The 19579-nt window shown below is 36.0% G+C and carries 19 protein-coding genes and 1 other RNA gene; 10 read left to right on the forward strand and 10 right to left on the reverse strand.

Annotated elements, in window-relative coordinates; translation table 11 throughout:
- Positions 1-20 precede the first annotated feature (20 nt).
- Positions 21-2126, reverse strand: coding sequence for a PBP1A family penicillin-binding protein (locus PHV37_00100; protein ID MDD3236480.1), 2106 nt, complete (start codon positions 2124-2126; stop codon positions 21-23).
- A gap of 64 nt (positions 2127-2190) precedes the next feature.
- Here PHV37_00100 and PHV37_00105 point away from each other — a divergent pair, with 64 nt between their 5' ends.
- The 5 genes from PHV37_00105 to PHV37_00125 all read left to right on the forward strand — a co-directional run bounded on the left by PHV37_00105 (position 2191) and on the right by PHV37_00125 (position 5886).
- Entirely contained in the window at positions 2191-2580 is a 390-nt protein-coding gene (locus PHV37_00105) for a YkgJ family cysteine cluster protein (GenBank protein MDD3236481.1), read from the forward strand.
- A gap of 58 nt (positions 2581-2638) precedes the next feature.
- Positions 2639-3457 (forward strand): hypothetical protein, encoded by an 819-nt coding sequence (locus PHV37_00110; protein ID MDD3236482.1) that lies wholly within the window; start codon positions 2639-2641, stop codon positions 3455-3457.
- Positions 3454-4830, forward strand: a complete 1377-nt coding sequence (gene dacB, locus PHV37_00115; protein MDD3236483.1) for a D-alanyl-D-alanine carboxypeptidase/D-alanyl-D-alanine-endopeptidase — start codon at positions 3454-3456, stop codon at positions 4828-4830. The genes PHV37_00110 and dacB overlap by 4 nt, the downstream gene beginning before the upstream one ends.
- Before the next feature lie 163 nt (positions 4831-4993).
- Positions 4994-5383, forward strand: a complete 390-nt coding sequence (locus tag PHV37_00120; protein MDD3236484.1) for a desulfoferrodoxin — start codon at positions 4994-4996, stop codon at positions 5381-5383.
- Complete coding sequence (locus tag PHV37_00125; protein MDD3236485.1) at positions 5380-5886, forward strand: ferritin; 507 nt, start codon at positions 5380-5382, stop codon at positions 5884-5886. Before PHV37_00120 ends, PHV37_00125 begins: the two co-directional genes overlap by 4 nt.
- Before the next feature lie 51 nt (positions 5887-5937).
- Here PHV37_00125 and PHV37_00130 read toward each other — a convergent pair whose 3' ends face one another.
- On the reverse strand, positions 5938-6369 hold the full coding sequence (locus tag PHV37_00130; GenBank protein ID MDD3236486.1) for a hypothetical protein: 432 nt from the start codon (positions 6367-6369) through the stop codon (positions 5938-5940).
- Between the two features lie 29 nt (positions 6370-6398).
- Entirely contained in the window at positions 6399-7172 is a 774-nt protein-coding gene (locus PHV37_00135) for a hypothetical protein (protein ID MDD3236487.1), read from the reverse strand.
- A 129-nt stretch (positions 7173-7301) separates the two neighbouring features.
- Here PHV37_00135 and rpiB point away from each other — a divergent pair, with 129 nt between their 5' ends.
- Complete coding sequence (gene rpiB, locus PHV37_00140) at positions 7302-7745, forward strand: ribose 5-phosphate isomerase B (GenBank protein ID MDD3236488.1); 444 nt, start codon at positions 7302-7304, stop codon at positions 7743-7745.
- Here rpiB and PHV37_00145 read toward each other — a convergent pair.
- Positions 7742-8638 carry a response regulator gene (locus PHV37_00145; GenBank protein MDD3236489.1) on the reverse strand — a complete coding sequence of 299 codons (897 nt, stop codon included), beginning with the start codon at positions 8636-8638 and terminating at the stop codon, positions 7742-7744. The genes rpiB and PHV37_00145 overlap by 4 nt on opposite strands.
- Positions 8639-8838: 200 nt before the next feature.
- On the opposite strand from PHV37_00145, the gene PHV37_00150 reads away from it, so the two are divergent.
- Positions 8839-9474 carry a hypothetical protein gene (locus tag PHV37_00150; protein ID MDD3236490.1) on the forward strand — a complete coding sequence of 212 codons (636 nt, stop codon included), beginning with the start codon at positions 8839-8841 and terminating at the stop codon, positions 9472-9474.
- A gap of 23 nt (positions 9475-9497) precedes the next feature.
- Complete coding sequence (locus PHV37_00155) at positions 9498-10121, forward strand: hypothetical protein (protein MDD3236491.1); 624 nt, start codon at positions 9498-9500, stop codon at positions 10119-10121.
- A 48-nt stretch (positions 10122-10169) separates the two neighbouring features.
- Here the strand turns inward: PHV37_00155 and PHV37_00160 are convergent, their stop codons facing one another.
- The 5 genes from PHV37_00160 to nadB form a co-directional block, all read right to left on the reverse strand.
- Positions 10170-11597, reverse strand: coding sequence for an MFS transporter (locus PHV37_00160; protein MDD3236492.1), 1428 nt, complete (start codon positions 11595-11597; stop codon positions 10170-10172).
- A 2-nt stretch (positions 11598-11599) separates the two neighbouring features.
- The gene (locus tag PHV37_00165; protein MDD3236493.1) at positions 11600-12616 is read right to left on the reverse strand and encodes an electron transfer flavoprotein subunit alpha/FixB family protein; all 1017 of its coding nucleotides are present in this window, start codon (positions 12614-12616) and stop codon (positions 11600-11602) included.
- The gene (locus PHV37_00170; protein ID MDD3236494.1) at positions 12617-13417 is read right to left on the reverse strand and encodes an electron transfer flavoprotein subunit beta/FixA family protein; all 801 of its coding nucleotides are present in this window, start codon (positions 13415-13417) and stop codon (positions 12617-12619) included.
- A gap of 70 nt (positions 13418-13487) precedes the next feature.
- The gene (gene nadC / locus PHV37_00175) at positions 13488-14330 is read right to left on the reverse strand and encodes a carboxylating nicotinate-nucleotide diphosphorylase (protein ID MDD3236495.1); all 843 of its coding nucleotides are present in this window, start codon (positions 14328-14330) and stop codon (positions 13488-13490) included.
- Complete coding sequence (gene nadB / locus PHV37_00180; protein ID MDD3236496.1) at positions 14308-15933, reverse strand: L-aspartate oxidase; 1626 nt, start codon at positions 15931-15933, stop codon at positions 14308-14310. The genes nadC and nadB overlap by 23 nt, the downstream gene beginning before the upstream one ends.
- A gap of 155 nt (positions 15934-16088) precedes the next feature.
- On the opposite strand from nadB, the gene ffs reads away from it, so the two are divergent.
- An RNA gene (gene ffs, locus PHV37_00185) (signal recognition particle sRNA large type) lies at positions 16089-16345 on the forward strand.
- A gap of 413 nt (positions 16346-16758) precedes the next feature.
- Positions 16759-18036, forward strand: coding sequence for an S-layer homology domain-containing protein (locus PHV37_00190; GenBank protein MDD3236497.1), 1278 nt, complete (start codon positions 16759-16761; stop codon positions 18034-18036).
- Positions 18037-18264: 228 nt separating this feature from the next.
- Here PHV37_00190 and PHV37_00195 read toward each other — a convergent pair whose 3' ends face one another.
- Positions 18265-19548: a hypothetical protein gene (locus tag PHV37_00195; protein MDD3236498.1), complete on the reverse strand. Its 1284-nt coding sequence runs from the start codon at positions 19546-19548 to the stop codon at positions 18265-18267.
- Between the last annotated feature and the right edge of the window lie 31 nt (positions 19549-19579).

Consider the following 19579-nt stretch of genomic DNA (forward strand, 5'->3'; position numbering starts at 1 on the left):
ACTTCCTTTTTGTTTTGTTTTTAATAAAATCTGCCTTGACTGCTTTGAGCAGGAACAGGAGCTTGTGTCTGCTCAGCTGCTTGACGTGGTGTCGGGTGCGGAGCTTGAGTTGGTATATCGCTAAAGTTCCCAGACATTGAGCCTTGTTGTGTATGTTTTGTAGGCGTGGGGGGAGCTAAAGCATCTTGAGTCGTTTCAATATCTGTTTCATCTTTATTTTCTTGTGATGATGAGAAATTACCTTCTTGAGTATCTTTAGCCGGCAATTTTTCTGCTTTAAGGTTGTAATCAGGATAATCGAAATCGGAATGAGGATATTTTTCAGTTGCGACTTTCATCATATCACGCCAAATAATAGCAGGAACAGTACCACCTGTGAGGTTTGCCATTTTTGTATTGTCATCATTTCCGACCCATACGCCTGTAACTATATCAGGAGTGTATCCGATAAACCAAGCGTCTTTGCAGTCATCAGTTGTACCGGTTTTACCTGCTGCAGGTTTTCCAATGTTTGCAGCTCGTCCTGTACCGCTGATGATTACTTGTTTTAACATTGCAGTAACCATTGCCGCAGTGTTCAAGTCCAAAACTTTTGTAATTTTTGTTTTTGGAGCTTGATAAACGATTTTACCTCTTGAGGTTTCGACTCTTTCAACTGCGTAAGGTTTAACTTTGAAACCGCCGTTAGCAAAAGCACCGTAAGCGATAGTCATTTCTTGAAGTTTTACGCCGTTAGAACCTAGAGCTATAGTGAAGTCATATTCCATAGGAGTTGAAATTCCTAGTGCTCTTGCTACGTTGATTACAGAGCGAATACCGACATCTTTAATCAATCTGACAGCTACGACATTTGAAGAAACCATTACGCCTTTGTAAAGAGGGATTTTCCCTCTGTATTTACCGCCATAATTTCTAGGTGCCCAATCGGCAATTCTAATTGGTGTATCTTCAATTTTGTCAGTAGGTTGCCAGCCTTTTTGAACGGCAGCAGCGTAAACAAATGATTTGAAAGATGAGCCCGGAGGTCTTATTGCTTGGGAAACTCTGTCGTATTGGCTTTTTCCGTAGTTTTTACCGCCGACATAAGCTATTATTTCACCTGAAATCGGAGAGAATGAGAATACGGCTGCTTGCTGATTATCGCCTCTCATACTCCAAGCCGCAAGGTCTTTTGTTATAGCGTTTTCAGCTGCTTGTTGAGCTTTGTAGTTTAGAGTTGTAATAACTTTATAGCCGCCTTGAGAAATTTCAGTTTCATCAAAGCCTAAAGCTTCTAATTCTTTCATTACGTAATCGACAAAATAAGGAGCTCTGTTAAGCGTATATATATTAGGGTTTGAATTTAAACGGATAGGTTCTTCTTTCGCTTGTTCAAATTCATCTTTAGTTATGTATCTCATTTTATACATACGAGTCAAAACTTGTGCACGTCTTTCTTTTGCGAGTTCTTTGTCGTTGTATGGCGAATAAACAGAAGGTGCTTGAGGTAGACCTGCAATTAGGGCACATTCAGCTAAAGTCAAATTCTTTAACGGTTTATTGAAGTATATTGTGGAAGCACCTGCAACACCATAGGCTCCAGAACCCAAATATACGTTGTTTAAATACATTTCAAGGATTTTGTCTTTTGAGATTGTCTTTTCAATTCTTGCAGATATAATGATTTCTTTAAACTTCCTGTCGAAAGTTTTTTCGTTAGAAAGGAACAATATTCTGGAAAGCTGTTGAGTAATAGTAGAAGCACCTTGAACCACGTGACCGGCTTTGAGGTTTGCTACAGTTGAACGAGCTAAGCCGAACAAATCATAGCCATCGTGTTGATAAAAGTTTTTGTCTTCAGTTGCAATGATAGCTTTTTTTAAGTTGTCAGGCACATCTGAAATATCAACTTTTTCATAGCTGTATGCAGTGAAGGTTTTAATTATTTCGCCGTCAGCTGAATAAATTTTTGTAACGATAGTTGGCTTAAAAGATTCAAGGTTTTGTATAGGTGGAAGCGAAGCTAAATAAACCTTTAAAATCGCTACAGAAGCGAGTAGAAAAGCTAACGCCATAATGATAAAAGTTTTTATGGGGTTGTTTTTCTTTGGATTTTTAAATTTTCTTGGCATTTCAAAATCAGTCATAATATACTATTCTTATCTTAGTAACACTCAAACATTTTAGCAGAGAAAATATAATTTTCAAATTATGATAAATATATTAAAAACAATGTATTACGAACTGATGTCATATTTCGTGCCAGAACGCATGAAATATAGGATTACGGGCACTTGCAAAAAGTGCGGAAAATGTTGCAATTATATGTATAGTTTTGATACATATTCAGAAAAAGAGTTCAAAATAATGCAGTTTTTATACCCTGCATACAAAAGATTTTATATAAAAGGGAAAGATGAAGCGGGGAATTTGATTTTTGCCTGCAAATTGATTAATCCTGATGGGACTTGTAGCGATTATGATAAAAGGTTGCCGATGTGCAAAAAATATCCGATGCGGTTTGTCAATTTTCCAGCTCAACTCCATGAAGGTTGCGGTTATAAGGTAGAAAAAAAATCCTTTGATGATTACTTAAAATAATTGTTTCAACATGTTTACTTTTCTGGTGTATTTTGCTCATTTGTAATAAAATTCAGATATGGAAAAAAAAGTTAAAATTTTAATTGTGCAAAATGGAGCTCTAATAGGGCAAAAACAAGCTAATTTTAATAAAATAGTGGAGCTTTTGGTTCCTTATGTCGAATCGCATCCTGATTTGATTGTTTTTCCTGAAGTGTGGAATGTCGGCTGGGATTGCCCTTCTTTTCCAGATGCTGCTGAGGAGATGCAACATTCTCAAACTTTGCATTTTTTAAGAAATATCGCATTAAGTTTCAGAGCAAATGTTTTAGGTGGCAGTTATATCAGAAAACTTGATAACGGAGAGTTGCGAAACACTTCTCCTGTTTATAATCGTGAGGGTAAATTGATTGCTATGTATGACAAAATGCATCTTTATTCTCATTGTGACGCCTGTGAGGGTGATTATGTCGAAAAGGGCAAAAATGTTGTAATTGCGACTACCGACGTAGGGAAAATAGGACTTACAATTTGCTATGATTTGAGATTTCCTGAAATATTTAGAAAATATACTTATTCAGGTGCCGATTTGCTTGTTAATATGGGAGCTTGGGCTGCATCTAAAAAGAATCAATGGACTACTTTGCAAAAGGCTAGAGCTATTGAAAATCAATCTTTTATGATAGCAGTTTCACAAACCGGATTTTTAAAAGATGGAACGCATAATCTTGGCTGCTCTATGGTCGTTGACCCAAGGGGTGAAATTGTAGCTTCTTTGGGTGAAAATGAAGGCGTTCTTGAAGTTGAAATAGATTTGAATGATATGTATGAGTTGAGAAAATCAATCCCGACTCTTAGTGATACTTGTCGTGAGTATAAATTTTCGGAGGAAGAATGAAAAATATTCTAAAACTGTTATCAGTATTTTTTATAATGGTGGTTTTTGTCGGACAAGGTGAGGCAAAAGTTCTTAAAAAAATCAATCCGATTGACAATATTGTTACCTCCTCACCGATTAATAAATCTGCGGTTATTGCTGTCAGTATAAAAGATGCTTCAAACGGCAATGAATATTATTCATACAATCAGGATAAGCTTTTGCATCCTGCTTCCACTTTGAAATTAATAACTACGCCTGCTGCGATGTCCGCTTTAGGGAATGGTTATCAGTTCAAGACTCAAATTTTTCAAGATAAAAACAAAAACTTGTATTTTAAATTAGCAGGTGACCCTTTGCTTACAAGTAATGAATTAAAATATTTAATCAAAGACTTACGTGGTAAAAATTGTAAAGTTGTAAACAAAATTTATTTTGACGATAGCGTTGTTGACTCAAATGAATGGGGCATAGGCTGGATGTGGGATGACGGAACAAGTTCTTATATGCCGAAATTCAGTGCTTACAATTTAGATGGAAATGTTTTTAATGTTAATGTTTCAAACAATGATTTTGCGACTTCGCCAAAATTTACCGTTTCTCCTATGTACCCGACAGCTGTTATGAATAATATAAAAAACGGCTCTGAAACAAAGATAAAAATCGAAAGACAAGATTGGAAATCTCCTGATATTGTTACTTTGTCAGGAACTTTCAAAACTCCTCAAAGTGTATCAATTCCAATAAATAATATGTCACGATATTTTGCATATAGAGTCAGTGATTATTTGACTACATACAATATTAAATATCAAGGACAATCTTTTGATACCAGAAAAACACCTAAAGATGCGACATTGGTTGGGCAAGTGTGTCACAACGCAACAGATATTTTGCCTTCAATTTTTAAAAACAGTAATAATTTATCAGCCGAATCTTTTGCAAAAGTTGCTTCAGCAGAAAAATTCAATTCTCAAGGCACCAATGAAAAAGCAATTGAAATGGTAAAAGATTTTTATACGCAAAAAGGGCTTTCAACTGAGCCTGTTGTGTTGGCAGATATGAGTGGTGTATCTCGAAATAATTTAGTTTCTACTACTTGGATGACCGATGCACTTTGCAAATTATATCAATCTCCGGATTTTGAGAATATTCAACTAAATATGGCACAACCGGGAGATGGTACTCTTGCATTGAGAATGTTGGATTTAAGGGGCGACGCTTGGCTAAAAACAGGCTCCATCGCTAATATAAGTGCACTTGCCGGTTATGTCAGAGCTAAAAACGGCAAAATATATGCAGTTTCGATTATTGTTCAAAACTTTACAGCACCGCAAAAAGATGCAAAAGCCCTTGAAGACAGTATTGTAAATGTTATTTATTCACTAAATTAGATTAAATAAAGAAGGTTCTTTACGTCCTTTTTGTATGCAAATAAAGCAATCAATTATTTATTATAAGATAAGTATAATTGTTATGCCGGAATTAAGTCTTTTCGGCAATGGACTCACTCTCTATTAACTCTATACTTTTGATATGGATTTTTAGGAGGTGTTCATGACTGAATTAATGCAAATCTACAAGTGTAATATTTGTGGAAATATTGTAGAAGTTATCCACCCTGGGGCAGGTGACCTTGTCTGTTGTGGTGAAAAAATGGAGCTGTTAACCGAACAAACAAATGATGATGGAGTAGCAGAAAAACACAAACCGGTTATAACTTTTGATGGAGAAACAAAAACTATAAGAGTTGGTTCTATTCCTCATCCTATGGAAGAAAATCATTATATTATGTTTGTCGAAGCTATATCCCCTGATAAAAAGTACATAAAACGAAAATATCTAAGTCCAAATGATGAACCGAAATTGGATTTAAAGTGTAAATGTGAAAAAATCATAGCACGAGAATTGTGTAATGTTCACGGCTTATGGAGGGCAGAAAATTGATTAGTGACAAAATGCAAAGAGCTTTTAATGACCAGATAAATAAAGAATTATATTCAGCGTATCTTTATTTGTCAATGGCAGCTTATCTTGAAGATAAAAATTTCAAAGGTATGGCAAACTGGATGCATATCCAAGTTGAAGAAGAACTTGAACATGCAAAATCTATTTACAAATACATTATAGAAAGACGAGGACGGGTTGCTTTGGAGTCAATTCAAGAACCGCCTAAGGAGTTTGCGTCAATTCTTGATGTTTTTGAGTCAATGTTGGCACATGAGGTTTATATATCTTCTTTGATTAATAAACTTGCCGATTATGCAGATGAAGATAATGATAGACCTTCCGCTTCATTTTTGCGTATATATATTGATGAGCAGGTAGAAGAAGAATCAACAGCAGCTGAATTGGTTGAAAAAGTTAGATTTGCCAATGATAATACAAGTGCGATGTTGTATTTGGATACCGTTATGGGGGGAAGATGCTGTAAAAAAATTTCTGACTAAATTGTTTAATATTAATAGAAAAAGCTTGAGAATTAACTCAAGCTTTTGATTTTAAGTTATTTGTTTCGGTTTTCCGACATTTAAAACGTCATATAGCAGATATTTTGCCCCGCAAGCAAGAAGCCCGAGTCCGCAGAATTTGCCTGCTTTTTTAAACATTATAGCTCCTGTTGCTAATGCAGCAGGAATTACATTGCTGACCAGACTTGTACCGGCACCTGAGAAAAATCCACCAATTGAGGAGAAAAATTCTCCGATATTATCGTCCATTTGCCATTTGAATAAACCTTTTTTGAGCTTGTTTCCGATTGCACTGTTGTCGTTCATTCTCATAGAGTTGATATATTGGTCAGGGAGTCTGTCGGCAGTGTAGCATTTTTGTGTTTTTGCAGAATTTACGACACCGGCTCTGCCTGCATCATAAAGCATCATGCCGGCTGCAGCTGCTCCTATGCCTTTTGAAATTATTGAATACTTACCCATTTTTTGCTCCGTGCCCGTAGAGGCTTTTTTTATTTAGTTTCTTCGGTTTCTTCTTTTTGTTTTTTAGGTTTGTCAGGAGAGTTGTCGGGGATTTCTATAGTGTTGCCTGACATTTTTAATAGTGCATCTGTTGCGTTTAATGCATCCAGCCCGTATGCAGAGTTAGATTTTTGCATTTGTTGAAGAAGTTTTACAGTTGTATCGTCCCCTTGAGCTAAACCGCCACTTATAGTCGCTAAAGCAAGGGCTCTGACATCTGCCGATTTATCTTGAAGAGCCAAGTCTAATAAAGCATTTAGGGCTCTATCATTTTTTCTTGTGTCATCTTCTTCAAATCTTTTTGCGAGTTCTTTAGCACCCATCATTCTTGTTTCTTTGTTTGGGTTTCTCAAATAGTTTTCCAATGTTTTGATATAATCATCAGTTAATTCTATGACTTTTTTGGTTTTTCCTGTTTTTTTGTTTTCAGTTTTTGTTTCAGCCATAGGTGCAGCAGCCTGTGGTTGTTCAGCTACAGGGGTTGTAGCTTGAGGTTGTTGAGGCATTTGCGGTTGAAAATTATTATTGTTGTTAAAAACAGGTGGTTGCAAATAATAATTTGACGGATATGCTTGAGGCAGCCCCCCTGAGCCACCGTTGGCAGTCGGATTGTAAATCATAATATTGACGCCAGAAGCACTTGTTGCAGGTTGAGTCGGTTGAGCTGCTTGAGTGTTTTGAGCAGGTGCAATCGGCTGTTGCATATAGCTTTGTTGCTGTTGCATCGGTGTCGTTTGAGGTTGTGTAACTTGATAATTTTCCATAAAAATATAATCTTTCGCCCTAACTATATATATAAAGATAAATTACGCTATTTTCATGACTATTTTTGACCTTAAAATTAACTTTTGTTACAATAAAATTGCATTTACAACAAGCTGAAAGGGATAAAAATGTCTGATATAAAAATAGCAATCGGAGCTGACCATGGCGGATATCAATTAAAAAATAAAATAATAGATTATTTAAAAGAAAACGGGTATGAGGTAAAAGACTTCGGAACAAATTCTCCCGAGTCCGTTGATTATCCGGTGATTGCGAAAGAGGTTTCTAAATCAATCGTAAATGGCAATTTTGATAGAGGTATTTTGGTCTGCGGAACTGGTTTAGGAATGGCAATTGTAGCTGATAAAATTAAAGGAATTAGAGCAATAGCTTGTTCTGATACGTGTTCAGCAAAATATTCAAGACTCCATAACGATGCGAACGTTCTTTGTTTCGGCGAAAGAATTATCGGCTCAGAGCTTGCAAAAGATATTGTAAAAATTTGGCTTGAAACAGATTTTGAAGCAGGACGTCACCAAAGACGTGTAGATATGATGGAAACTGAAGCTTAGGCTTTGTTTTCGATATAGTTTATTGCAGCACTGACTGAGTAGAAAAGAGGGATAATTCCGTCTAAGTAAGCGAAAGACAGTGCTTTTTTAACTTTTTCAGATGGATTTGCAATGGCGAAAACGCCTTCATTTCCTGCACAAATTTTGTAGATTTCGGCAAAAACATAAGCGTTGTCTGGGTCAAAAGATGTAACCTGTTCAAGATTAAGAATTATATTTTTGCAACCGACCAAGACAGTTGAGTTTATGTCTTCGGTGATTTCAGAAAGAGTTTGTTTGCTGTTCAAGCGTGCGACAGTATATGTTGTGATATTTGCAGATTCTGAAATTTTTACGAAATCGGCATTATCATTTTTTCTTAATATTGTATTCATGTATTTCAATATTTCTGTATGCCACATTTCACTTTTTGCTATATAGCCATCAGCACCCAATTTGTAGCAGTTGTCGATGACTGATTTGTCATCTGTTCCTGACATTACTAAAATTTTCAAATTAGGTTGAGTTTCATTTTTAACTTTGACAGCTTCTTCAAGTAGAGCAAAACCGTCTTTTGAGTCCGGTAAAAAGAGGTCTATCAAAATAAAATCTAAGCTTTTTTTTCTTAGTTCAGCAATAGCTTCATCTTTGCTTCTCGCAACAGAGGGATGAATTCCTATTTTTTTCAAAAGTTGATTTAATTGATAGATAGAAAGTTCCAAATCGTCAACAATCAAGACGTTTTTGCAATCAGAAGCATTATCGAACGATATACTTGTGTCAAAGAAATTGAGTTTACGCTCTATTTCGACAATAGCTCTTGAAAAATCTACTAAAGTGCAGTTGTTGATGTCTATATCATCGAGTCCTGAGAGTTCGATGATTTTCTTAAATTGTTCTTTAGAAATTTCCATTATAAGAATCCTAATTTTAAATGGTATCTGCGATTAAAAATCGGTGTGATTGCGTTTTGATAAAAAGGTATTATTATACGCAAATAGTCGGTTAGTATTATAACAGTATTTTTCGGTATTTACAAATAAGGATGTATTTATTTGCAAAAAATACGTCACTTAGATTATAATTAATAAAAATGATTCGATTAGGAGCAAAAATGAAAAAGTTAATCGTGATATTTCTATTTGCAGTGTATGTGTGTTCAAATGGCGTTGTTTCAGCTAAAGAAAGCGAACAACCGACATTGAAACTTTCTGCTTCTGAACTTAGAACAATGCAAGAAAGAACCTTTGAAACAGCTGATACTTTTAAAGTTATGAAATCGATTTTGAATGTTTTGCAAGATGAGTATTATTTTGTTGAGCAAACAGACTCGAAAATCGGGTATATCCTTGCTGCAAAAGAATTTGACACTTATGACCCATATATTGATATTAAAGAAACTTTCGGGTGTAAAAAACTAATGACAGGGATTAAGAGATACTCAGTTGCAAGGACAGAGGGAAATTATACAGTTACTTCTGCCGGCTCAAAGACGTTAGTTCGGGTGAGAGCGAGAAAAAAAATCTTAAACATGTATGATGTCGAAATTAAAGTTGCCGATTTGGTTGACAAAACTTTTTACGATAACTTTTTCGACAAATTGCAAGTAGAATTAGACTCTTATAAATCGCCGGAGGAGGCTTCTTTGCAGCAAAATAAGGAACAAACTTCATTATCAACAGAGTCAACCTTTGAACAAATAAAGAAAACTCAAACTGCTAATATTAAACCTAAAAAGAGACATAAATAACTAAGATGAAAAAAATTTTGTGTTTGACAATTATATCAATTATTTTGGGTGGAGTCATATCCCCTGCTTTTGCAGCAGAAAAAAAACTTGTCACCGAGGAGGAGCTTAACTCTTATCAGACAAGGACTTATGATGTCCAAAATCCTCAAATAGTGATGGAGGCTGTTAAAAATATAATTGTGAAACAAAATTATTCGCCGCTATTGATAGAAGAAGATTTATACTACATTAAAGCTACTAAATCTTTAACGGCTCGTGATGTTAATATGTTTTTAGTAGTCGGCTTTTTAGGTAAAATGGGCTTTGATATTTTTCAAACAATTGTTACCTATGGGCTTCGTTCTTATTGTGTAGTGAGCGATGTTTGGATTGTTGCAAATGAGTTTAAAGACAAGGAACTAAAGGTTATTTTGTCAGTTAACGTGACTCCTAAAAACGGAAAAACAATCGTTAGAGCTGATATGCAAACCGATATGTTAGGTCAAAGAGATATGGTGCTTTTAAGACTTTTGACAGGTAAGAAAAACAGAATAAAAATCATTCACGTAAAAGATGAAACAGCTTATAAAATATTTTTTGCAAGGCTAGATAAAGAGCTCGGTGCAAATCAAAATTTGACCGAAGTCAGTGAAAAAATTGTAAAATAAAAGCTTGAACTAACAAGTTCAAGCTTTTTATTAATTCTTTTGTATAAACTATGCTTCTTCGTTAATTAAAGCGGTAACGATAGCTGCTAAAGCTAGAGCAACAGCACCTACAAATAGGGCGTATTCCCAGTGATAGTTTATTCCCGTAGACATTTTGAAAGAGCAAGTTGTGATAAATGCTGACAAAATAGTGCAGACAATAACTTGAGGACCTGCGATGAAGATGTTGAAAATCCCCATAACAGAACCTTCTGAACCGGGTTTGATGTATTTAGACAGCATTGCAAAAGGAAGTGCCAATATGCTTGCCCAACCGATTCCAGCCAAACCCATTAATGCCAAAACTACAGCGTGGTTACTGCTTATAGCCATTCCGATATAAGCAATAGCCATTGATATTAATGATACTAAATGGACTTTTTTGTTGCCGTATTTTGAGGACAAAATACCTATTGGGATTGAAACGATAAAGCACACTAGGTTGAAAACAGCAAATGAAATTGATGAAAAGTTTGTCGCTTGCAATGTTGCAGCTTCAAATGATGATTTGACAGCGGCAGAAGCTGTTGTAAGGTCAGGCACTTGCCACAAAGTATGGATTGCATATTGAGTAAAGAAAATCATCATACTCATTGTCCCAATCCAAGTGAAAAGTTGAATTGTGCAGATTTTACCGACTTCGGGTGAAGATGAGAAGAAGTCTTTTAATTTTGTGATAAATCCATCTTCTTTAATCTTTGTTTTTTCTTCTTTTTCTACGACAGGCATGTCTTTAGAGGTTTGTTCTTTAGTTGTTAAACAAGTCCAAATCATAGCTAGGGAAAACGCAAGAGCCGCCATTATAAATTGAGCTTCGATAGACATTTGATAGTTACAAATCCATTTAAGGAAAGGTGCTGTACCGGCTGCGATTACAGAGCCTAAGCCAATTGCAAAACTTAAAAAAGAGTTAGCCAAAGAATGTTGTTCTTGAGGAATAATATCAGGAACCAATGCTCTGTATGGACCTTGAGCAGCGTTTACGCAAGCATCGATGACCCAAATCATAACAGCTGCAACGAGCAGTCCGCCTAAAACAGGAGTCGGAATGTGCAATAATCCGGCTATTTTAGCAGCAACTCCGGCAGAATTTGGGAATATCCATAACGCCAAACTGGCAAGAATAGCACCTAAAAGCAAATAAGGTCTTCTTCTTCCGAATCTTGTGCAAGTTTTGTCACTCATAGAGCCGATAATCGGTTGAATAACCATTCCTGTTACAGGACCTGCAAGCCAGATTAAGCCGAATATGAAGGGTGAAGCTCCGAGTCCTTCTGTTACTGGACCTGAGAGAATAATTCTCATTTGCCATGCAAATTGTAATCCAAAAAATCCTAAACAGAAGTTCAAAAGTTGCATTGTAGTGAACTTTTGTAGTCCGTTTGTTGATTTTGTTTTAGCTGAAACATTTGTTTCTTGCGTTTGTGTTTCGTTCATTTTTATTCCTTTGTTGTGTAATTGTTTTCTTTTAATATTTTAGTTAAATTCGGTATGATTTCAAATACGTCACCAATTATACCATAATCACAAATATCGAAAATTGGGGCTTTCGGGTCTTTGTTGATGGCGATAATTTTGTTTGATGCACTCATGCCGGCAATATGTTGAATTGCTCCAGAAATCGCACAGGCAATGTATAGCTTAGGAGTGACTGTTTTTCCGGTTTGTCCAATTTGGATTGAGTGGTCAACCCAGCCTGCATCAACGGCTGCTCTTGAAGCTCCGACTGAGCCGTGAAGTGTTTCGGCAAGGTCGTTTAATATTTTAAAACCATCTTCAGATTTCATTCCCCTGCCACCTGCAACAATTATTTCTGCTTCATTCAGACCAATTTCTTGGTTAAGGATATTTTGTGCAAAGTTTATTATTTCGACACGTCTTTTGATGTTTGACAGGTCGTTGTTGAGGTATTCAACAATGGTATTTTTTTCTAATTTTTCAGTTGGCTTAGGCAAAACATTTGGGCGAACTGACGCCATTTGCGGGAAGGTCTTGCATAGAATTGTCGCCATAAGATTTCCGCCAAAGGTTGGTCTTGTTGCAGCAAGTTGTCCTTTTTCGTTAATATCAAGCTTTGTACAATCGGCTGTTAATCCTGTTTTCAAACTTGAAGAAATTCTAGGGGCAAGGTCGCGGCCTTGAGTTGTAGCACCGATTAAAACGATTTCAGGGGTATATTTTTTGATTGCGTCCATAACTGTTTGTGCATAAAATTCGGTTGAATATTCATACAATTCAGAGTTGTTAGTCAATATTACTTTGTCGGCACCACTTTGAGATAATAATTCGATTTCTTCTTTAAAATCATCTTTTTGTCCAACGATAAGAGCTGATATTTCAACATTGCCAAGCTTTTCTGAAAGCTCAACGGCTTTATTTACGAGCTCTATGGCTACAGGGGCAAGTTTTTTATCTCGAGTCAATTCAGCGTAGATTAAAATTCCTTTATTTTCCATTTAAACGCCTCCTTCTTGTGATAAAAAATCTTTTATTTTAGAACACAAATTTTGTATTGAATCATCGTTTGGAGTGAATTGTATAATTTCGCCACGTTTTTTTTGCTCTGGTCTAAACGCTTTGCTGACGTAAGTTGGAGAGCCTTTTATTCCGACTTCTGATGAATCAATATTTATAGCTTCTGCGTTAAAAACGGGGATATTGTTATCTTGAGCTTTTATGTAGCCCAATATTCTTGGTATTCTTGGTTCGTAGTCGCATTTTTGCATGCAGATTAGTGCCGGAAGCTTGATTTTTAATGTTTCAATTCCGTCTTCGATTTCTTTTTTTACGGTAATTGTTGTATCGTCAGCAACAATGATTTCTTTTACGTAGGTAGCTTGAGGGAAATCGAGATTTTGGGCAATACTTGGACCTGTTTGAGCGGTATCGCCATCAGTTGCAAATTGACCGCAAATTATTAAATCTACTTTGGGAATTTTTTCTTTTATGGCTTGAGCCAGAGTTTTTGAGGTTGCTACCGTGTCAGCACCCGAGAACTTTTTATCGCTTACTAAAAATGCGTCATCACAGCCCATAGCCATAGCTTTTCTCAAAATATCTTCAGCCTGATTGGGGCCCATTGTTATTACGGTGATATGTCCGCCAACGCTTTCTTTTAGTCTTACTGCAGATTCAATTGCATATTCGTCGAAAGGGTTGATAATGCTTTCAACGCCTTCTCTTTGGATGGTGTTATTTTCTGTCCACTTTATATCGTTGGTGTCCGGGACTTGTTTTATACAAACTGCTATTTCCACAAATAAACCTCCCTTAATAGATTAAGATAGGTTTATTTTCGCTTATTTTTTATGATTTTGCAAATATTTTTTACATATCCAAGCCGATATCGAGTGGAAAAGCTTTAGCTACAATAGCACTTGATGAAATTACGTTTACACCGGTTGATGCGATTTCATTTACCGTATCAAGTTTTACATTTCCGCTGGCTTCTGTCATAGCTTTTTTGCCGACCAATTCGACGCCCTCTTTCATCTCATCAATTGTCATATTGTCGAACATTATGATGTCAGCTTTTGCTTTTAGAGCTTCTTTGACCTGCTCTAGAGTATCACATTCAACTTCAATTTTGTGAGCGTGAGAGATGTTTTCTCTAACTTTTTGAACGGCAGCTTTTATTGAGCCTGCAAATTTTATATGATTATCTTTTAGCATAACGCAATCTGAAAGATTGAATCTGTGAAGTTTTGCTCCACCTACTTTTACGGCATATTTTTCAAAAAGTCTAAACCCGGGAGTTGTTTTTCTTGTGTCTGTAATTCCTGCAGCGTAAGGTTTTATAGCTTCTTGATATTTGTTTGTTTCAGTTGCGATACCGCTTAGACGTTGAACATAATTCAATGCAGTTCTTTCGCCTGTTAAAATAAATCTGGCAGGTCCTGAAATCTTTGCTAAAGTGTCGCCTTTTTTTATTTTGTCACCGTCTTCAAAATATGATTCGATAACGACTCTGCGAGACAATGTTTTGAATGTTCTTTTTACGATATCCATTCCGCAAAGAATGCCGTCTTCTCTAGTGTTTAGGTAGGATGTAATTTGGTCGTCATCAGAGATTAAATAGTCAGTAGATATATCCCCAAAGCCTATGTCTTCTTCAAGTGCAGTTTTTATATGATTGTCAATTATAAAGTTATGAAGCAAGTATTTTGGCATAAGTTTTGTTTTCCTTTGAGTATGTATGGTGGCAAGCAATGTCTGCTTTTTGAGGGAAATCTTCTCTGTAGTGAGCCCCTCTTGATTCTTTACGGTTTAAAGCGAATTCGATAATCAATCCGGCAACAGTTATGAGGTTGCGAAGCTCGTATTCTTCACGAGTTGTGCATTTGTCAGAGTATTGAAATGCTGTTTTTATTTTTTCAAGTTCTTTTTCTGCAATTTCGAGATTTTTTTGATTTCTTACAATTCCAACATTTTGCCACATCATTTCTTGCAATTGATATCTCAATTTGTTTACGTTTATTTCGTGATATTCATCATCAGATTGATATTTTCTGACAGATGCCATAACGTTTTCATCGATAGAATCGGAGATTTCCAAGTTTCTGAACCCTAAATTGTTTACAAGTTCATGGGCACTTACGACGCATTCAAGAAGGGAGTTGCTGGCAAGCCTGTTAGCTCCGTGTAACCCTGTGCAAGATGTTTCACCAATTGCATAAAGCCCCGAAATTGAAGTCATTCCTTCCATATTTGTTTTTACTCCGCCCATTGTGTAGTGAGCAGCGGGCGAAACAGGAATGTAGGCTTTTGTCGGGTCAATTCCGTTTTTGTTGCACATGTTGGTGATATTTGGGAATCTTTCTAAAAATTTTTCTTTGTTTATGTTTGTTGCATCAAGATGCATAACTTTGGCGTTTGCTTTTTTCATTTCGCTGAACATAGCACGAGTTACGATATCACGAGGGGCAAGTTCTGCTCTTTCATCGTAATTAAGCATAAATCTTTTTCCGTCTTCGTCAACGAGTTTTGCACCCTCACCTCTAACGGCTTCTGATATTAAGAACATATTGTCTTCCCCGATTGCATTGAATGCTGTTGGGTGAAATTGGATAAATTCCATATCTTGAATTAAAGCTCCGGCTCTATAAGCGAGGGCAATTCCGTCGCCTGTTGCGACATTAGGGTTTGTAGTGTGGCTGTAGATTTGTCCTGCACCGCCTGAAGCGAGAATAATTGCTGATGAATAAATCGTTTCATATTCGTCTGTAATTGAGTTGTAAGCGATAAGCCCTTTGCATTCTTTGTCTGCATTGATTAAAAGTTCAACAGCAGTAGTTTGTTCATATACGCTGATTTCAGGGTTTTCTTTTACTCTTTCAACAAGCACTTTTTCAATGCCATAACCAGTTGCGTCGCCACCTGAGTGAAGTATTCTGTTTACGCTGTGGGCACCTTCACGAGTAAAACGAAGTTTATTTTCAGAATCTCTGTCAAATTCAACTCCGTATTTCAATAAATCTTTTATAACTTCATCAGAATTTTCTGAAATAAATTTTACAGTGTTAAAGTCTGAAAGCCCTGCACCTGCTTTGATTGTGTCTGAGATATGAAGACTTGTAGAGTCAGGCTTGTTGACCTCAGGCATTACTGCAACAATACCGCCTTGAGCATATCTTGAGTTGCATTCTTTGAGGTTTGCCTTTGTCATGACAAGAACGCCGTCGGGCAAATTAATTTCTTCCACCAATTTTAATGCGGCATAAAGTCCTGCAATACCGCTTCCTACAATAACAGCTGAATATTTTGAATGTTTCATGTTTCCGCCAGTCCTTTGCTTTCTATGTATTTTAAAACAAAACATAAATTTTTTCACTAATGAATTTGGATTTCATGCTCTAACTAATAAGAAAAGTTTACAATTGTCGTAGTAGGGATTTGCCAGAGGTTTATTTTTGGGATAAAATATTGAAGCCGTGTTCCACGGGGATTTAGCGGATCTCTTGACTCGAACGCTTAGCGAGGTGCAGAGCCTACTGTGAGGCATTCGGGTGCGGAATATGAAATTTGAATATTGATGACGTCAAGGTCAGCTGTGGCGTAAGCCACCGAACCGTGTCAGGACGGGAACGTAGCAGCACTAAGGTGTTACTTGCGGGTGCAGTTGCTTCTTGGAGGAGGTATTCAGATGGAGTCTTTCGTCGCTCTGGTGTCGATAGGTAGTGACACGGCTTTTATTTTTCAGTGTTGCCCCTCTTGTAGAGGCGAACAATGAGCTTTAGAAAATGGCGTCACGGTAAATGAAAAGTTTTAACTTTTTTGCTTGTATATTAAAATAGTGACCTGGAGTTTAAATAAGCTAAAGTCACTCAGACGCCAACTTGATTAGTAGTAAAGTTGCTTTTGGGATTCCTCGTCGTAATGAGCATAGCGAAGATCTCTCGTCAAAAAGATTCTTCGGATAAATCCTCAGAATGACATTGTGTCTATAAATGTTAAATAAATAATAAAATACGGTGCAATGAATTGAACTTATACAGTTTGTTTACTTTTTTCAAAAGTAAATTCTCATTTGTAAAAAACTGGAATTTAATGTATAATCAAGTCAACTTAGGTTACAGTTTTTCGAGAATGGAGATTAAAAATGAAAAAACTATTATCTTTATTCGCTGCGTTTTTACTAGCTATCGGCTTTGCAAATACTGCATTTTCTGCTGAAATTAAAGACGTTCCTGCGAATTATTGGGCTGCTAAAGAAATCAATGCAGTCGTAAATGACGGAGTTATGAATACTTCTAACGGCATTTTCGCTCCTGAAAAAGACGTTACTAGAGCACAATTTAACTCTATGTTGTTGAGAGCTTTGGGTCACAAAGCACCTCAATTGTCTGAAACAAACAAATTTAAAGATGTTGCTAAAAACCACTGGGCATACGGCGATATCCTTATGTCACAACAACTTGGTTTGATTTATGGCTACCCTGATAAAACTTTCAGACCTGAAAATGTTATTAATAAATCAGAAGCTGCTTCTATCATCAGCCATATCACTAAAGACACGGCTGTCGATATGAATGTTTTGACTAATTTCAAAGATTCTAAAGATATTCCTGCTTGGGCTAAAACTCAATATGCAAAATCTATAGGTTTGAATATTTATGTAAATTATCCGGATGCTGAAAAGTTGCTTCCTGTTAAAGTTTTGAACAGAGCTGAAGCTGCTGTTTTACTTTACAAATTACAAGCTTCTTTAAATATGGTTAGCGACAAATATTTAGCTAAAGAAGTTTTGGTTGCTACAGAACACTTAAATGTTTATAAAGATGCTGCTTCAAACGAAGTTAAAATTACTAATTTTAGAAAAGTAGTTGTTTCAGGAAACGTTTTAAAAGCTTATTTTGCTGAACCTTTTAACTCTAAAAATGTTCAAGTAGGTCAAGCCGTTACTTTCGTTTTGCCTGAAGATTTGTGCACTCAAGAAGGAACTTTGGTTCTTCCGAGAAAAACTCAAATTATCGGCTATATCCAAAATTTAGTTCCTCAACAAAAATTCAACAAAAATGCTGAAGTTACTATCTTATTCACAAAAGTTGTTTTGCCATCTTGTAAACAAATCGGTATTAATGGTAAAGTCTTGAACGATAAAGATGGCGTTCTTTCAGCTTCAAAATTAGCTACTGCCGGTAAAGTTGCCGCTTATACAGCTGGTGGTGCGGCTATCGGTGCTGGAGCAGGTGCCGGATTTGCTGCTATTCCAAACCCGAAAAATTATGCTATCGGTTCTGCTGCAATAGGTCTTCCTGTTGGTGCAGGTGTTGGCTTAGTTACTGGTTTTGTAACTCCAGGTTTGGCTTTCAAAGCTGATGAAAATGATTTTGTATATGTATTGTTAAATTCTGATTTATCAATTCCTTTAAAATAATAATACAGTCATAGCTTCAAAAGGTGCGTACTTGTTGGGTATGCACCTTTTTTGTCGGAAAAATAAGACTTTTTTGAATTGCTTGATTGCCGCAAAAGCTCGCAAACAATGTGATTGCAGATATTTTGTCATAAAAAATATTTGTTCTAAATCTTTGTAAAACCCTGTCGATAAGGCGTTTAGCTGATATGATGAATTCAGGCTCTGCCAAAAATTCTCAAAACAGCTTTATTTAGTGGCTTCTCGGAGTTGTTTTGCGTACATATCTTCTGCAAAATCAAAGCCTGATGCGTTTGGAATATTATTCGCTCTTTCTGAAAAAACCGGACGTAAAATATCCTTAAAACTAGCGTGTCCGATATCGATTACTTTTGTCATATCTTCGGAAAAATTACCCAGATTGATATCGTTCATATAGACTCCCAAGGCGTTCATATCAGGCATATAGTTATTTGCTTCCATTGGATTTATTTGCTCGTGTGATGGGGTCGTTTTTATAAAATCATAAACAGAAGATTCTGTTTTGGGGTCATAGTAGTAAAATTTAACAGAATTTTTGCAATTATTTTGAGTTAAATATGAATCCACTTTAGCGTTAGTAAAAATAGAATCTGCAGCACTTCGCATTTGGTACATTTCTTGAGATTGCTCATCGGAGGGGAGATATTGTTGGAATTTTACGATATAATTCTTATCTTCCGAAGATACTTTAGCTACAGTTTTTGCCGAATAGCCTTTATTCATGTACTTTATTTTTAAATTTTCATATTCAAAGTCACTGTTGGCAGATTGGTTTTTTCTTAATAAATCTATTAATTCTTGATATTTTTCTTTCGAACCGAATTCTTTAGGCAGGGAGCCTAAAGTGCCGAATTTTTCTCTTACGCCATATAAACTCCAGCTTGGAGTGAATTTTGTAAGATTATCAAGGCTGTCACTTTTGTTGTAAAACCTGCCAATGAATTGAGAGTAGGCTTTTGCGTACCCTTTAGGATGATAATACCAATCTGTAAAATTGTTTTTGCCACCGACTTTTTGTATTAAAGTATTAACGATATTTTTTGATTTTCTCGGGTCTTGGGTTATTTCTTTTATAAAGTCGAAGCCCTTGTCTTTATCGGCGGTTATTGCTAATAAAAATTCTTTTACATTAGTTGCAGGTTCATCAATTTTATTTATAAAATTAAATATCGACTCTTTTGAGTTTAAATACTTTTTTCCTAAAGAAGTTGCTTCAATATTTTTCACAACTGTGGGAATAATCGTGTCATTTTCAGGTGAGGTATATTTGATAATATTTTTAATTTTTTGAGGGCGTTTAATCAACAATGCAGAAGCTGAGGCAGTTGCTGCCATAATTCCAAGTGCGAAAAATAATTCATTTTTCGCCGCTTTTAAGCCTTTCTTCTCTTCTTTGTTTTGTGGGGGGTGGTGTTTAACAATTTGAGTTTGGCTAAACTTAGAGGGAATATAGTTATTAAATTGGCTGAATGTGTTTGTTGGTATCATCATTCCATTAAATATTATCTATAGTGTTTTTTCC

Source organism: Candidatus Gastranaerophilales bacterium (genome assembly GCA_028693235.1).
GTDB lineage: Bacteria > Cyanobacteriota > Vampirovibrionia > Gastranaerophilales > Gastranaerophilaceae > JAQUVW01.

Coding starts and splice junctions, on each gene's coding strand:
- nadB (MDD3236496.1), bottom strand. CDS start 15,933: ATGAAACATTCAAAATATTCAGCTGTTATTGTAGGAAGCGGTATTGCA.
- PHV37_00120 (MDD3236484.1), top strand. CDS start 4,994: ATGACTGAATTAATGCAAATCTACAAGTGTAATATTTGTGGAAATATT.
- PHV37_00195 (MDD3236498.1), bottom strand. CDS start 19,548: ATGATGATACCAACAAACACATTCAGCCAATTTAATAACTATATTCCC.
- PHV37_00160 (MDD3236492.1), bottom strand. CDS start 11,597: ATGAACGAAACACAAACGCAAGAAACAAATGTTTCAGCTAAAACAAAA.
- PHV37_00135 (MDD3236487.1), bottom strand. CDS start 7,172: ATGGAAAATTATCAAGTTACACAACCTCAAACGACACCGATGCAACAG.
- PHV37_00145 (MDD3236489.1), bottom strand. CDS start 8,638: ATGGAAATTTCTAAAGAACAATTTAAGAAAATCATCGAACTCTCAGGA.
- PHV37_00190 (MDD3236497.1), top strand. CDS start 16,759: ATGAAAAAACTATTATCTTTATTCGCTGCGTTTTTACTAGCTATCGGC.
- rpiB (MDD3236488.1), top strand. CDS start 7,302: ATGTCTGATATAAAAATAGCAATCGGAGCTGACCATGGCGGATATCAA.
- PHV37_00105 (MDD3236481.1), top strand. CDS start 2,191: ATGATAAATATATTAAAAACAATGTATTACGAACTGATGTCATATTTC.
- PHV37_00100 (MDD3236480.1), bottom strand. CDS start 2,126: ATGACTGATTTTGAAATGCCAAGAAAATTTAAAAATCCAAAGAAAAAC.
- PHV37_00130 (MDD3236486.1), bottom strand. CDS start 6,369: ATGGGTAAGTATTCAATAATTTCAAAAGGCATAGGAGCAGCTGCAGCC.
- PHV37_00150 (MDD3236490.1), top strand. CDS start 8,839: ATGAAAAAGTTAATCGTGATATTTCTATTTGCAGTGTATGTGTGTTCA.
- dacB (MDD3236483.1), top strand. CDS start 3,454: ATGAAAAATATTCTAAAACTGTTATCAGTATTTTTTATAATGGTGGTT.
- PHV37_00110 (MDD3236482.1), top strand. CDS start 2,639: ATGGAAAAAAAAGTTAAAATTTTAATTGTGCAAAATGGAGCTCTAATA.
- PHV37_00165 (MDD3236493.1), bottom strand. CDS start 12,616: ATGGAAAATAAAGGAATTTTAATCTACGCTGAATTGACTCGAGATAAA.
- nadC (MDD3236495.1), bottom strand. CDS start 14,330: ATGCCAAAATACTTGCTTCATAACTTTATAATTGACAATCATATAAAA.